This is a genomic window from Kitasatospora sp. NPDC057015, assembly GCF_042673745.1.
Taxonomy (GTDB): domain Bacteria; phylum Actinomycetota; class Actinomycetes; order Streptomycetales; family Streptomycetaceae; genus Kitasatospora.
The window spans coordinates 1-14,195 of the sequence record NZ_JBHUSG010000034.1 but is presented as its reverse complement, the minus strand read 5'-3'; the positions used below and the strand labels follow the sequence as shown (position 1 = coordinate 14,195).

The window sequence follows — 14,195 nt, the reverse complement described above, 5'->3', positions numbered from 1 at the left end:
TGCCACCCGGTGAGCCCCCCCTCGCGCTCCCCGGGGGGGGGCCCTGCCCCGGAGGGGGGGACGCGGCGGGGCCGGGGGGCCCGCCCGCCGCGGCGGGGGGCCCCCCGGGCCCCGGGGTACCGCGCGGCGGGCCTCAGCCCTGGGTCACCACGGTGTAGCGCTCCAGCTCGGACGCCAGCTCGGCGGCCACCTTGGCCCTGAGCAGCGTGCCCTCACCGGTGTGCTCGGTGGACAGCAGCTCACCCTCGGCGTGCACCCGGGAGACCAGGTCGCCCCGGGTGTACGGCACCAGGACCTGCAGCTCGATGGCGGGGCGCGGCAGCTCGTCGTCGATGAGGCGCAGCAGCTCCGCCATGCCCTGACCGCTGCGGGCCGACACCACGATGGCGTGCGGCTCACGGCGCAGCAGGCGCTGCAGCACGAGCGGGTCGGCGGCGTCCGCCTTGTTGATGACCACGATCTCCGGCACGTTCTGCGCGTCGACCGAGACGATCACCTCGCGGACGGCCGCCAGCTGGGTCTCCGGCTCGGGGTGCGAGCCGTCCACCACGTGCAGGATGAGGTCGGCGTCGGCGACCTCCTCCATGGTCGAGCGGAAGGCCTCGACCAGGTGGTGCGGCAGGTGCCGGACGAAGCCGACGGTGTCGGCCAGCGTGTACACCCGGCCGCTGGGCGTCTGCGCCCGGCGGACGGTCGGGTCCAGGGTGGCGAACAGGGCGTTCTCCACCAGGACGCCGGCACCGGTGAGCCGGTTGAGCAGGGAGGACTTGCCGGCGTTGGTGTAGCCGGCGATGGCCACGGACGGCACCTGGTGGCGCTTGCGCTCCTGGCGCTTGGTGTCGCGGCCCTTCTTCATGTCGGCGATCTCCTTGCGGAGCTTCGCCATCTTCTCGCGGATCCGTCGCCGGTCCGTCTCGATCTTGGTCTCACCGGGACCACGGGTGGCCATGCCGCCACCGGAGGAGCCGGAGCCGCCACCACCCATCTGCCGGGAGAGCGACTGGCCCCAGCCTCGCAGCCGCGGCAGCATGTACTGCATCTGCGCGAGCGAGACCTGCGCCTTGCCCTCACGGGACTTGGCGTGCTGGGCGAAGATGTCGAGGATCAGGGCCGTCCGGTCGACGACCTTGACCTTGACGACGTCCTCCAGCTGGATCAGCTGGCCAGGGGTGAGCTCACCGTCGCAGACCACGGTGTCGGCGCCGGTCGCGGCGACGATGTCGCGCAGCTCGCGGGCCTTGCCGGAGCCGATGTAGGTGGCGGCGTCGGGCTTGTCACGGCGCTGGATCACACCGTCCAGCACCTCGGATCCGGCCGTCTCGGCGAGGGCGGCGAGCTCGGCGAGCGAGTTCTCCGCCTCCTGGACGGTGCCGTCCGTCCAGACGCCGACGAGTACCACGCGCTCCAGCCGGAGCTGGCGGTACTCGACCTCGGTGACGTCCTGGAGTTCGGTGGAGAGACCGACGACCCGGCGGAGCGCCGCGCGGTCGCTGCGGTCGTACTGGTCGCCGTCGTAGTGGCGGTCGAGGTCCTCGTCGATGGCCGCGAGGTCCTCGTCCATCAGGGCCTCGGCCCGGCGGTCGCCGAGGCGACGGGAGGAGTCATCGGAATGGTCGCGGGTTTCGAACGTGGAGGTCATTCTGTCCTTTGGCTAGCTGTGCGGATGGCCAGTGCGTGACCGTGTCGGACGGCCACACGTGGAGTCTGCCCAGCTGCCGCCCCGTGTACCATCCGGGCGGATCGGAGCAACCCTCGGGACCGCGGGGTGCAGGAAACGCTTCTACAGTCCTGGCAACGCCGCGGACCGGCCGTGAATTCCCCATGATGGTCGCACGCCCGGTCCGGACCGGTCATCCGCATTTCCGGCCCCCTCCGGCTCCGGCCGGCAGACGTCGTAGACCCCGGACACCCGCAGCATCGCCCGCATCACCAGCGGCAGCGTCCCGGCCGTCGGCAGTTCGATGGTGTAGGTGTGGCGGACCCTGAGCTCCTGCGGCGGCTCGACCTCCGCCGAGACGATGCCGATGCCCTCCGCGGACATCACCGCGGTGAGGTCGGCCAGCAGCCGGGGCCGGTTCAGCGCCTCGGCCCGCAGGGTGACCCGGTAGCCGGACGGCGGCACCGCGTCCGGCACCCAGGCCACGCCGAGCGGCCCGCGCCCGGCCGCCCGCATCCGCTCCCCCGCCGGGCAGCCGGTGCGGTGCACGGTCACGGCGCCGCCCCTGGTCGCGAAGCCGGTCACCTCGTCGGGCGGCACCGGCGTGCAGCAGCGCGCCAGCCGGACCGGCACCCCGGGCCTCCCTTCGACGGCGACCGGCGAGGCGCCGCGGCCGGCGGTCGGCGGCCCGGGCGGGGCGGGCTGCTCCGCCGAGGGGCCGGTGTGCACCACCGGCGCGCCGGCGGGGTGGTCGGCCAGCCAGCGCTCGATGGCCAGTCGCGCGCCCGGGGTCCGGGCGTAGGCCAGCCACTCGGGCGCCGGCCCGGACGGCTCGGCGCCGGCCGCGCCGCCGGGTTGCACCTCTCCGCCGCCCTCGGTGAGCACGCCCAGGACGTCGCCGTCCTCCAGCTGGGTGGAGAGTGCGGTGAGCCGGCCGTTGACCCGGGCCCCGATACATCGGTGCCCGGTCTCCTCGCCGATCAGGTACGCGGCGTCCACGCAGCTGGCGCCGGCGCGCAGCTGAAGCGTTTCGCCGCTCTCCGTCACCACCGTGATCTCGCGGTCGCCGGCCAGCTCGGCGGTGAGGGTGGACCAGAAGGCGTCCGGGTCGGGCGTCTCCTGCTGCCATTCCAGCAGCCGGCTGAGCCAGCCGGGCCTGGACGGGTCGGTCCGGTCCAGCTCGTCGCGCACGGCCGGCCCGGTCGGCTGCCCCGCGCCCTGTCCGCCCGGCTGGTGCGGGTCGCCCAGCGCGACCACGCCGGTCTCGGCGACCAGGTGCATCCGACGGGTGCGGACCAGGACCTCCACCACCTCGCCGTCCACCGCCACGGCGGTGTGCAGGGACTGGTAGAGGTTGAACTTGGGGGCCGCCACGAAGTCCTTGAACTCGCCCGGCAGCGGTGTCCAGCAGGTGTGCAGCTCGCCGAGCACGGCGTAGCAGTCGGCGTTCTCCTCGACCACCACCAGCACCCGCCCGAAGTCGGCGGGGTGCAGGCCCTGCGGCAGCCCGTCCCGCCCGGCCGCGCCGGAGCGCTTCACCATCACCCGGTGGACCGAGACGCCGTGCCGGGGCCGGACGGTGACCTCGGCCGCCACCCCGGCCTCGGCGAGCTGGCGGGCCAGGGCGTCCGTGAAGGGCCGCAGCAGCGTGTCGGGGGCGGCCTCGTGCACGGCGACCAGGGCCCGCGTCCGGGCGTGCTCCTCGGGGTGGAGGGTGGCGAAGACGATGTCCTCCAGCTCGGCCTTCACCACCTGGATGCCGAGCCGCTCGGCGAGCGGGATCAGCACGTCCTTGGTGACCTTGGCGATCCGCGCCTGGCTGGCGGGCTTCATGTGACGGATCGTCCGCATGTTGTGCAGCCGGTCGGCGAGCTTGATCACCATCACGCGTACGTCGTCGCCGGTGGCGACCAGCATCTTGCGGAAGGTCTCGGCCTCGGCGGCGGCGCCGAAGTCCACCTTCTCCAGCTTGGTGACGCCGTCGACCAGGTAGGCCACCTCGGGGCCGAAGTCGGCGCTCACCTGATCGAGCGTCACGTCGGTGTCCTCCACGGTGTCGTGGAGCAGCGAGGCGACCAGGGTGGTCGTCCCGGCGCCGAGCTGAGCCAGGATCATGGTGACGGCGAGCGGGTGGGTGATGAACGGCTCGCCGCTCTTGCGGGTCTGCCCGCGGTGGCTGGCCTCCGCCGTCCGGTAGGCCCGGCCGAGCAGGCCGAGGTCGGCCTGCGGGTGGTGCCGGCGGTGGGCCTGGACGATCGGTTCGATGGCGTCCGGCACGGGCTGGCGGCCGGTGGCGAGCAGCGCGGCCCTGCCCGCGCGGCCCAGGGCGCCCCGGCCGAGCCCGCCGAGCGGGCGTCTGACCGCACCGGGCCGCGCGGGGCGGGGAGCGCCTGCGGCCTGCGGGTCCGCGGGCTGCGGGTCGCTCGGCCGCGGGTCGGCGGGCGGGAGCGCGCTGGGCTGCAGGGCTGTGAACCCCGCGACACTGAGCTGCCCAGTCTCGGGCTGCCCGGCTTCGATGGTCATCGGCACCTCCGGCAGCAAGCACCGGAGCGACTGCCGACCCGGTGGTCCATGCTACCGAGGACAGCACGTTCCGCGATGCCCCGCTTCCCTTCCGTCATCGGGATCACCCGATCGGGGGGATTCGTGCCGGTACGAAATGGGCAAAACCGCCCGCCGTCCGACCCGGCGCGCCCTCACGGCCTCGCGCCGGGGGCCGCGCCGGGCGGCCGGGACCCGTCGGGCGGGCTCAGCGCGGGAGCGCGGCCAGCCAGCCGGGCTCCAGGACGCCGCTGCCGACGATCACCGCCGGGCCGGTCATCTCCACCCCTCCGTCGGGGCGTTCGGTGATGAGCAGCCGTCCGCCCGGCAGGTCCACGGTGTAGGTGACGCTCTCCCCGGTGACGGCGGGGTCGGCGCCGTCCCGGCGGGCCGCCGCGACGGCGACGGCGCAGGCGCCGGTGCCGCAGGAGCGGGTCTCGCCGGAGCCGCGCTCGTGCACCCGCATCGCCACGTGCCGCGGCCCGCGGTCCACCACGAACTCGACGTTCACGCCGTCCGGGTAGGCGCCCGCCGGGCTGGTCAGCGGCGCGCTGAGCAGGTCGCCGGCCTGGTCGAGGTCCTCGACGAAGGCGACCGCGTGCGGGTTGCCCATGTTCACGTTGAGGGCCGGCCAGCGCAGGTCGCCGACCGCCACCTCGACGTCGTCCGGTCCGGGCAGCCGGGCCGCGCCCATGTCCACGGTGATCCCGCCGGGGGTGCCGTCGGCCGCGTCCTCGGCGATCCGCACCCGGAGTACGCCCGCCCGGGTGGCGACGTCGAGCGGACCGGGCTCGGCGAGACCGGCGTGGACCAGGTACCGGGCGAAGACCCGCAGGCCGTTGCCGCACATCTCGGCGATGCTGCCGTCGGAGTTGCGGTAGTCCATGAACCACTCGGCCCGGTCGGCCAGCGCGGCGGAGACCGGGTCGGCGGCGGAGCGGACCACGCGCAGCAGGCCGTCACCGCCGATGCCCGCGCGCCGGTCGCAGAGCACCGCGACGGTCTCGGGGCCGATCGCCAGCCGTCCGTCGTGGTCGGGCAGGATGACGAAGTCGTTCTGGGTGCCGTGCCCCTTGAGGAAGGGGAGGCCGGCCGGCTGCAACGGGGATTCGCTCACACGGACGATGGTACCGAGTGGGACCCGGCGGCCGCGGTGGTCGGGCTCCCGCGGCGGCGTCAGCTGTGCAGGTGGACGACCCGCCAGACGGCGAGCGCGCAGGAGGCCAGGGCGATCAGGGTGTAGACCACGATGGCGCGCCAGCCGGCCCGGAGCCCGGAGCCGCGGCGCGGCAACCCGGGCCACTTGTAGCCGGCGTGCCGGGCGGCCATCGCCCCCCAGCCGACCGAGGCGGCGGTGAGCAGCAGGCCGAGCATCCCGACCATCGCCCCGCCGGAACCGAAGGCCAGCGGGAACCCGAACATCAGCGAGCCGACGGCCGCGAGCAGGGCGATCGGGAGCGTCTGCCACCAGCGGAGTCTTCGACGCGGGCGGATCTCCCGCTCGTGCACGACGGCGGCCGGCCCGAGGGCTTCGAACGCCGGCAGCGCCAGCGCGTACGAGGACGGACCGTCGAGCGGCGGCAGGTCGGAGATCTCCGCCAGTGCCGCGTGGTTCTCGACCGCTTCGGTGGTGGCACTCATCAGCTGCTCGGTTTCGGGGCCGGTACCCGTCGACACGCGGCCTCCCCTGACAGTTCGACACGAGTCCGGACTCACGGCCGGTGCGACCGGCCCGCGCGGCCGGTCTCCAATGCTTCGATGATGGCATGTCCCGGGTGGCCGACAGCGCGTCCCGAGGGGTCTTCGGGTGATCCGTGGCCATGACGTGATCCGGCTGTAACCGCCGGTTCGTCCTGCACGGGACGCTGCGCGCGCAACGGCACCGCCGACTGGCCGAATACCGCCGGAGAACGGCTCAGATCTGATGTCCGATCAGATCCAGGGAGCGCCGGAGCAGCTCGGCCGGGTCCGCGCCGGCCGGGCGGGAGAGCCAGTGGATGCGGTCGTCGCGCCGGAACCAGGACTCCTGGCGGCGGGCGAAGCGCTTGGTGGCCCGGACGGTCTCGGCCCGGGCCTCGTCCTCGGTGCACTCGCCGGCGAAGTGGTCCAGGACCTGCTGGTAGCCCAGCGCCCGGGCCGCCGTACGGCCCTCGCGCAGCCCGAGCCGCTCCAGGGCGCGGACCTCGTCCAGCAGGCCGGCCTGCCACATCCGGTCGACCCGCAGGGCGATCCGCTCGTCCAGCTCCGGGCGCGGCACCGCGACGCCGATCTGCACGACGTCGTAGACGGCGGTGTTGCCGGGCAGGTTGGCGGTGAACGGCCGGCCGGTGATCTCGATGACCTCCAGCGCGCGGACGATCCGTCGCCCGTTGCTCGTCAGGATGGCCTCGGCGGCGGCCGGGTCCAGCGCCGCCAGCCGCAGGTGCAGGGCGCCGGACCCGGCCTCCGCCAGCTCGGCCTCCAGCCGGGCGCGGACCGCCGGGTCGGTGCCCGGGAACTCCATCTCGTCGATCGCCGCCCGGACGTACAGCCCCGACCCGCCGACCAGTACGGGCGTGCGGCCGGCCGCGAGCAACCGGTCGATCTCGGCCCGGGCCAGCCGCTGGTACTCGGCGACGCTGGCGGCCTCGGTGACGTCCCAGACGTCGAGGAGGTGGTGCGGGACGCCGGCCCGCTCTCCGACCGTGAGCTTGGCGGTGCCGATGTCCATGCCGCGGTAGAGCTGCATCGAGTCGGTGTTGATCACCTCGCCGTCGAGGCTGCGGGCGAGGGCGACGGCCAGGTCGGACTTGCCGGCGGCGGTCGCGCCGACCACCGAGACGACACGGGGCGGGGTGGGGAGGGGGCTGCTCACGGTGCAAGTCTCGCAAAACCGCCGCCGCGCCGGTCCGCTCCCTCCCGGAGCGGGCCGACTGCGAGACGATATGACCGGTATCGGGTGTTTCGACGGCCGATACCGGCCCGGCCCGCACCGGCGGGGGCCGGAGAACGACTCGGCGCGCGCCAGCGTTGGGTGAAGGAGAAGGACGATCGGCCTCCGGGCCGCAGCGGCCGGACGCGACACGGGAGACGTCATCATGGGCATGATGGACAACCTCAAGGGCAAGGCCGAGGAGCTCAAGGAGAAGGCCAGCGAGCTCACCGGCAAGCACAACGACCAGATCGACCACGCGGTCGACAAGGCCGGCGAGGCGATCGACAAGGTCACCAAGGGCAAGTACAGCGAGAAGATCGAGCACGGGGCGACGAAGGCCAAGGGCGCGGTGGACGGCTTCGCCCACAAGCCCGGCCACCCGGACGGGCCCGGCGCCGGCAGCACCGACGGCGACGGCCGGGGGCCGACCGGCTGAGGCCCCGCCGTCACCCGGCCGGCCGCGGCGCGGTCAGCGCCAGGTGGCCACGAAGTACCCGACGCCGTACGGCGCGTCCTGGTAGCCGAGGCGGGCCCGCAGGTCCGTGCCCTCCGCGGCGCCGGCCAGCACCTGCCAGGGCGCGCGGCCGTCGACCTGCAGCTCGGCGGACAGCTCCGCGTCCAGCGCGGCGAGCGCGGCCGGATCGGCCGAGCCCAGCGCCCGCGCGACGGCCTCGTCGTAGGCCTCGGCCCGCTCGTCGAAGTAGCCCGGTGCCTTCACCGAGCGGCAGGCGCTGCCGTCACCCATCACCAGCAGGCCGACCCGGTCGGCGAGGCCGGCCAGGCCCTTGCCGAGGCCGGTCATCCGGTCGGCGGGCGAGTCGGCGGGGACGGCGCAGGCGTGCGTCGGCAGGGCCACGGCCGCCCGGTCCAGCAGCCAGGCGCCGACCGTGAGCGACGGCGTGAGCTCCGGCCCGTCGACGCCGCCGGACGGCAGCCGGACCGCCAGCCCGACCCCGTACCGGCGGAACGAGCCGGCCCCGCCCTCGGTCCACACCTCGGGCTCGGGCCCGGTGCCGACCACGACGATCAGCTCGGGCCCGGCCGCCAGCAGTTCGGCCACCGCCTCCGCGCAGGCCGCGCGCAGCGGCTCCAGCTCGCCCGCCGCGCCGGCGGCGACCTCCGGCACGAGCAGCGGCGGACAGGGGCACACGGCGGCGGCTACGAGCATGCGGATCACTCTATCCGGGGCGGGCCGCCCGCCGGGGCAGGTCCTCACCGACGGCTCCCGGCCGGTACGGCGGCGGCCCGGCGGGAGAACCCGCCGGGCCGCCGCTGCGAAGCGCGTCCGGTACGACGCGCGCCCGGTGAACCGTTCGAACCGCTCGCTCAGTCGCCGCAGCAGGCGCCGGCCGGGGCGACGGCCAGCGGCGCGGGCGCCCCGATGCCGGGCAGGCCCAGCATCACACCGGCCGGCTTGGCGGCCGGGGCGGCCTGCCGCTTCTCCCAGGCGTCGCCCGCCCGGGTGCGGCGCACGGCCGTGGTCGGGCCCTCCGCGAGCAGGTGGTGCGGCGCCGCGTAGGTGATCTCGACCGTCACCACGTCGCCCGGGCGAACCGGCTCGGCGGGCCGGGTGAAGTGCACCAGGCGGTTGTCCGGCGCCCGGCCGGAGAGGCGGTCGGTGCGGTCGTCCTTCTTGCCCTCGCCCTCGGCGACCAGGACCTCCAGGGTGCGGCCGACCTGCTTCTTGTTCTCCTCCCAGGAGATCTCCTCCTGGAGGGCGATCAGCCGGTTGTAGCGCTCCTGCACGACGGCCTTGGGGATCTGGTCCGCCATCTCGGCGGCCGGGGTGCCGGGGCGCTTGGAGTACTGGAAGGTGAAGGCGTTGGCGAACCGCGCCTCGCGGACGGTGTGCATGGTCTGCTCGAAGTCCTCCTCGGTCTCGCCGGGGAAGCCCACGATGATGTCGGTGGAGATCGCCGCGTCCGGCATCGCCTCGCGCACCTTGCGGATGATCCCGAGGAACCGCTCCTGCCGGTACGAGCGGCGCATCGCCTTCAGCACGGTGTCCGAGCCGGACTGCAGCGGCATGTGCAGCTGGTGCATCACGTTCGGGGTCTCGGCCATCGCGGCGATCACGTCGTCGGTGAAGTCGCGCGGGTGCGGGGAGGTGAAGCGGATCCGCTCCAGGCCCTCGATCTGCCCGGCGGCGCGCAGCAGCTTCGAGAACGCCTCGCGGTCGCCCAGGTCGGAACCGTACGCGTTGACGTTCTGGCCGAGCAGCGTCACCTCGATGACGCCCTCGCCGACCAGCGCCTCGATCTCGGCGAGGACGTCGCCGGGACGGCGGTCCTCCTCCTTGCCGCGCAGCGCGGGGACGATGCAGAAGGTGCAGGTGTTGTTGCAGCCCACCGAGATGGCGACCCAGGCGGCGTACGCGGACTCGCGGCGGGTCGGCAGCGTGGAGGGGAAGGTCTCCAGCGACTCCAGGATCTCCACCTGTGCCTGCTGCTCGATCCGGGCGCGCTCCAGCAGGGCGGGCAGGTGCCCGATGTTGTGCGTGCCGAAGACCACGTCGACCCACGGCGCCTTGCGCACGATGGTGTCGCGGTCCTTCTGCGCGAGGCACCCGCCGACGGCGATCTGCATCCCCTTGTGGCGGGTCTTCGCGGGCGCCAGCTGGCCGAGGTTGCCGTACAGCTTGTTGTCGGCGTTCTCGCGCACCGCGCAGGTGTTGAAGACCACCAGGTCGGGATCCCCGTCCGAGGTGGCCTTCACGTATCCCGCGTCCTCCAGCAGCCCGGACAGGCGCTCGGAGTCGTGGACGTTCATCTGGCAGCCGTACGTGACGACCTTGTAGCTCTTCAATCCGCTGTCACCGCTCACACAGACCAGGGTAAGGGCACGGCGCCCGGCCTCTCCCGGGCCGTCGCGGAACGCCGCGGAGCCGCCCCGGCGCCGGCGCCGGGGGCGCCCGCCCGGCGTCACAACTCGGTCCCTACCCCGGGCCGACCCTCCCGTTCTCCCCGCCGGGCTGGCAGTATCCCCCCATGGCCGCCTCCCCCACCGCCCGCCTCGGCGCCGCCGCCCGCGCGGCCGCCCGCAGCCGGCTGTGGCGCGCCGTGCTGGCGTTGGTGCTGGTGGCGGCCGCACTGGGCGGCTGGTGGCTGTCGGCCGCCGGGTCCCCCGGGTACCCCCGCGGCGAGACCCGCTTCGCCACCGGGGTCCAGCGCGGGGTGTACGACCGGTACGGCCAGCTGCTGCAGGAGCACGTCGCGGGCGCGATGCCCGGGGTCCGGCTGCGGCTGGACAACTCCCAGGGCTCCGTCGACAACCTGGAGCGGGTGACCTCCGGGCGGGACGACTTCGCGATCGCGACCGCCGACTCCGTCGCCAACTACAACGGCCCCGGCAAGGACCGGCTGCGGGCGATCGCCCGGCTCTACGACGACTACCTGCAGCTGGTCGTCCCGGCGAACTCCCCGGTGGGCCGCACCGCCGACCTGAAGGGACTGCGGGTGGGCGTCGGCCAGTCGCTGTCCGGCGTGAACCTGGTCACCAGGCGGCTGCTGGCGGCGGCCGGACTCGACCCCGACAAGGACATCAGGCCCGCGATGCTGGGGGTCGGCGACGCCGCCGACCAGCTGAAGGCCGGCAGCCTCGACGCGTTCTTCTGGTCGGGCGGCCTGCCCACCAGCGCGCTCACCGACCTCTCCGAGCACGTCGGGATCAGGTTCGTGCCGCTCGGCGACCTCGCCGAGGTGCTGCACCGGGTCGAGGGCGGCGGCACGGACGCCTACCGGGCCGCGACCATCCCCACCAACACCTACCCGAAGGCCGGGCCGACCGAGCCGGTGGCCACCGTCGCGGTGCCGAACCTCCTGGTCACCCGGGACGACGTCGACACCGGCCTGGTCCAGGGGATGACCCGGGCGGTGATCGACAGCCGCGACCGGATCGGCGCCCAGGTGCACGCGGCGCAACTGGTGGACCTGCGCACCGCCGTCTACACCGACCCGCTGCCGCTGCACGAGGGCGCCCGGCGGTACTACCGCTCGGTCAAGCCGTAGGGCACGTCCGCGCGACCCGCAGGGCCCGACCGCCCGGTGCGCCGCGGGCCGCCCCGCCCACGGCCTCGACGGCGGCCGGCCGCCTCAGCCCTCGGAACGCCGCGGGACGGCCAGCGTCACCGCCAGGCCGGCCGGCTCGACCGGTGCGAAGGACAGCGTGCCGCCGCCGGCCAGCAGCAGGGTGCGGGCGATGGACAGGCCCAGGCCGGAGCCGTCGACGTTCTGGTGCCGGGGGCTGCGCCAGAAGCGGTCGCCGACCCGGGCCAGCTCCTCCTCGGTCAGGCCGGGGCCCGCGTCGTACACGGTGACCGCGACCTCCTCGCGCCGCACCGCCACCAGCAGCCGTACCGGGGCACCGGGCGGCGAGAACTTCAGGGCGTTGTCCAGCACCGCGTCCAGTGCGCTGCCGAAGCCGATCGGGTCGGCCAGGCCGAGGGCCAGCGGCGGACCGTCCCAGACCAGCTCGACGCCGCGCTGCACGGCCACCGGGCGCCAGGCGTCCATCCTGGCCAGCACCAGGGCGGTGAGGTCGGTGGGCTCCGGCTCCGGCCTGGCGTGCTCGGCGGTGGCGAGTCCCAGCAGGTCGTCCAGCACCCGGGCCAGCCGGACGCCCTCCTCACGGACGCCGCCGAGCTCCTCGTCGTGGCCGTCCGGCAGTTCCAGCCCGAGCAGCTCGACCCGCAGCAGCAGGGCGGCCAGCGGATTGCGCAGCTGGTGCGAGGCATCCGCCACGAAGGCCTTCTGCTGGTCGAGGGCGAGCACCACGTGGTCCGCCATCTCGTTGAAGGACCCGGCCAGGCGCTGCAGCTCGGGCGGCCCGCCGCCGGGCGCGACCCGGGCGTTCATCCGCCCGGTGGCGATGTCGTGGGTGGCGCGGTCCAGGGTGCGCACCGGGCGCAGCACCCACTCGGTGAGCCGGATCGCCAGCAGGACGGCGACGATCATCGCGACCGCCTCGCCGGCGCCGATGAACAGCCAGCGGTTGAGCACCCGGGTGCGCAGCGGGCCGGTCGGCGACTCGGTGAGCACCACGGCGACCACGTCCCCGTCGCGGACCACGGGGGCGGCGACGGCGAGGGTGCGCTCCGGGGTCCACGGCCAGACCTGCGGCGGGTTGTGGCTGCGCCGCCCGTCCAGGGCCTCCTGGAAGGCCTGCGCGCCCCAGCCCGCGGTGGGCACCTGCCAGCCGGCCGGCGCGACCGCGATCGGGCTGCCGTCCCGGGCGAAGAGACCGATCCGGGCGCCGTACAGGTCCTGGTAGCGGGCGACCTCGGCGCGCAGCGCGTTGCGCCGGCTGCCCTCCGCCGTGGGCTGGTCGGCCGCGACCTGGGTGCCGGGCGGCGCCGGGTCGGGCAGGTCCTGGGCGAACCTGGCCGCGTCGTCCAGCCGGTCGACCACCACCCGGCTCTGCTCGGCCGCCGCGACGGCGGCGCCGAGCGGAAGCCCGAGAGCGGCCAGCACACAGGCCATCAGGGAGAGCAGGATGCCCAGCAGGCGGGTGCGCACGAGCCGTCAGTGCTCCGGGGCGGTCGGCGGGGTCGCGGCGGCGGGCGCCGACCGCTCGGAGCCGGGCGCGACGGTCGCGGCGGCGGCAGCGGCAGCGGCCCCGGCGGCGTCCGCGGCGGCGGGATCGGCCGCGGGGTCGGCGGCCGGGGACTCGGGGATCAGCCGGTAGCCGACGCCCCGGACCGCCTCGACCAGCCCGGGCAGCGCGAGCTTGGTGCGCAGCGAGCCGATGTGCACCTCCAGCGTGCGCCCGTTGCCCTCCCACCCGCTGCGCCAGACCTCGCTGAAGATCTGCTCCCGCCGGTAGACCACGCCGGGGCTCTGCGCGAGCAGGGCCAGCAGGTCGAACTCCTTGCGGGTGAGCGGCACGTCGCGCCCGTCGACGCTGACCCGGCGCCGCTCGCGGTCGATCCGGATGCCGCGCGACTCCAGCGGCCCCCGGGGGGCGGGCACGGACTCGTCGGCCACCGCGACGGCCGCAACGGCGGGCGCCGCCCCCCGACGGGCCACGGCGTGGATGCGGGCGAGCAGCTCGCCCATGTCGTACGGCTTGGTGACGTAGTCGTCGGCGCCGAGGTTGAGGCCGTGGATCCGGGAGCGGATGTCGGCCCGGGCCGTCACCATGATCACCGGAACGCCGCTGCCGGCCCGGATCCGGCTGCAGACCTCGAAGCCGTCCCGGTCCGGGAGTCCGAGGTCGAGCAGCACCACCCGGTAGGGCTCGTTGCCGTCGGGCACGAGGGCGTCCAGCGCCTCGTGGCCGCTGCGGGCGTGCCGGACCTGGAACCCGTGCCGGCCCAGTACGGCGACCAGCGCCGCCGCCACCCGTTCGTCGTCCTCGACGAGGAGCAGTCGCATGGTGTTCCTCCTTCCCGCCGGCGTTCCCGCGGCCTTCGCTCGGTCCTGCGGTCCGTCCCCGACCGCCCGCGGGCGTGCCGGGCCGACCGGACGGACCCCGGTCCTGCGCAGTATGGGCCAGCGGGGTGGCCGGACGCCAGGCTCGGTCACACCCGGCCACGGACCGGACACCGCGGCGGACGGTACGTACCCGTGCGATCACCGGACGCGGGCTGGGCGCCGCCTCCCCGGCGGGACCGGCCGGGGCCCGGGCGGAGCCGGACCGGGGCCGGACCGGGGCCGGACCGGAGCCCGGGCGCCAGGGGCCGGCCGGGAGCGGGGCGGACGCCCGACCGGGACGGCGTACCGGTGATGTGGCCGGATCGTGATCCTCAAGTTCCGCTCAGATCGGCTGACGTGGCATCGTCACCACTCCTATGGTCGCCCCACCGGGGGCTGCGAGCTCCGCCGGCTTCCGGCCCCCGGTACTCGGCCGCCGTACCAGGCGTCCTTCCAGGACCACTGACGCCGCCTCACCGGGCGGCACGTCATCAGCGCTTTCGCCCCGTGGAGTTCACCTCAGGGCCGACACGAGGGAGCACGTCGCGATGAGCACGAGCATCGTCAAGGACCAGGCCCCCGGCGCGGCCCCGCTGGTGGTGCTGGACGGCGTGAACAAGCACTTCGGCGCCCTGCACGTGCTCCAGGACATCAACCTGGAGATCGCCCAGGG

General features: G+C 74.9%; 11 protein-coding genes and 1 pseudogene. 3 read left to right on the top strand and 9 right to left on the bottom strand.

Annotation, left to right across the window (positions count from 1 at the left end; genetic code table 11):
- Positions 1 to 133 precede the first annotated feature (133 nt).
- From hflX to miaA, 5 genes are all read right to left on the bottom strand, one after another.
- Positions 134 to 1,561 carry a GTPase HflX gene (hflX, locus tag ACFTWP_RS27065; RefSeq protein WP_380267556.1) on the bottom strand — a complete coding sequence of 476 codons (1,428 nt, stop codon included), beginning with the start codon at positions 1,559 to 1,561 and terminating at the stop codon, positions 134 to 136.
- 219 nt (positions 1,562 to 1,780) lie between these two features.
- Positions 1,781 to 4,180 (bottom strand): RelA/SpoT family protein, encoded by a 2,400-nt coding sequence (locus ACFTWP_RS27060; protein WP_380267479.1) that lies wholly within the window; start codon positions 4,178 to 4,180, stop codon positions 1,781 to 1,783.
- A 226-nt stretch (positions 4,181 to 4,406) separates the two neighbouring features.
- Positions 4,407 to 5,324 (bottom strand): diaminopimelate epimerase, encoded by a 918-nt coding sequence (gene dapF, locus ACFTWP_RS27055; protein ID WP_380267555.1) that lies wholly within the window; start codon positions 5,322 to 5,324, stop codon positions 4,407 to 4,409.
- A 50-nt stretch (positions 5,325 to 5,374) separates the two neighbouring features.
- Positions 5,375 to 5,875 carry a hypothetical protein gene (locus ACFTWP_RS27050; protein WP_380267478.1) on the bottom strand — a complete coding sequence of 167 codons (501 nt, stop codon included), beginning with the start codon at positions 5,873 to 5,875 and terminating at the stop codon, positions 5,375 to 5,377.
- Between the two features lie 238 nt (positions 5,876 to 6,113).
- A complete protein-coding gene (miaA, locus tag ACFTWP_RS27045; protein ID WP_380267477.1) occupies positions 6,114 to 7,052 on the bottom strand; it encodes a tRNA (adenosine(37)-N6)-dimethylallyltransferase MiaA in 939 nt (312 codons plus the stop codon).
- Positions 7,053 to 7,275: 223 nt separating this feature from the next.
- Between miaA and ACFTWP_RS27040 the strand changes: the two genes are divergently transcribed.
- A complete protein-coding gene (locus ACFTWP_RS27040) occupies positions 7,276 to 7,548 on the top strand; it encodes an antitoxin (RefSeq protein WP_380267476.1) in 273 nt (90 codons plus the stop codon).
- 33 nt (positions 7,549 to 7,581) lie between these two features.
- Here the strand turns inward: ACFTWP_RS27040 and ACFTWP_RS27035 are convergent, their stop codons facing one another.
- Positions 7,582 to 8,280: a class III extradiol dioxygenase subunit B-like domain-containing protein gene (locus ACFTWP_RS27035; RefSeq protein ID WP_380267474.1), complete on the bottom strand. Its 699-nt coding sequence runs from the start codon at positions 8,278 to 8,280 to the stop codon at positions 7,582 to 7,584.
- Between the two features lie 158 nt (positions 8,281 to 8,438).
- On the bottom strand, positions 8,439 to 9,935 hold the full coding sequence (gene miaB / locus ACFTWP_RS27030) for a tRNA (N6-isopentenyl adenosine(37)-C2)-methylthiotransferase MiaB (RefSeq protein ID WP_380267473.1): 1,497 nt from the start codon (positions 9,933 to 9,935) through the stop codon (positions 8,439 to 8,441).
- Between the two features lie 164 nt (positions 9,936 to 10,099).
- On the opposite strand from miaB, the gene ACFTWP_RS27025 reads away from it, so the two are divergent.
- Positions 10,100 to 11,119: a TAXI family TRAP transporter solute-binding subunit gene (locus ACFTWP_RS27025; protein WP_380267472.1), complete on the top strand. Its 1,020-nt coding sequence runs from the start codon at positions 10,100 to 10,102 to the stop codon at positions 11,117 to 11,119.
- A gap of 84 nt (positions 11,120 to 11,203) precedes the next feature.
- Here ACFTWP_RS27025 and ACFTWP_RS27020 read toward each other — a convergent pair whose 3' ends face one another.
- Both ACFTWP_RS27020 and ACFTWP_RS27015 read right to left on the bottom strand, forming a co-directional pair.
- Positions 11,204 to 12,625, bottom strand: a complete 1,422-nt coding sequence (locus ACFTWP_RS27020; protein ID WP_380267471.1) for a sensor histidine kinase — start codon at positions 12,623 to 12,625, stop codon at positions 11,204 to 11,206.
- A gap of 6 nt (positions 12,626 to 12,631) precedes the next feature.
- The gene (locus ACFTWP_RS27015; RefSeq protein ID WP_380267470.1) at positions 12,632 to 13,483 is read right to left on the bottom strand and encodes a response regulator transcription factor; all 852 of its coding nucleotides are present in this window, start codon (positions 13,481 to 13,483) and stop codon (positions 12,632 to 12,634) included.
- Positions 13,484 to 14,070: 587 nt separating this feature from the next.
- Here ACFTWP_RS27015 and ACFTWP_RS27010 point away from each other — a divergent pair.
- Positions 14,071 to 14,195: pseudogene (locus tag ACFTWP_RS27010) on the top strand (amino acid ABC transporter ATP-binding protein); the annotation flags it as partial.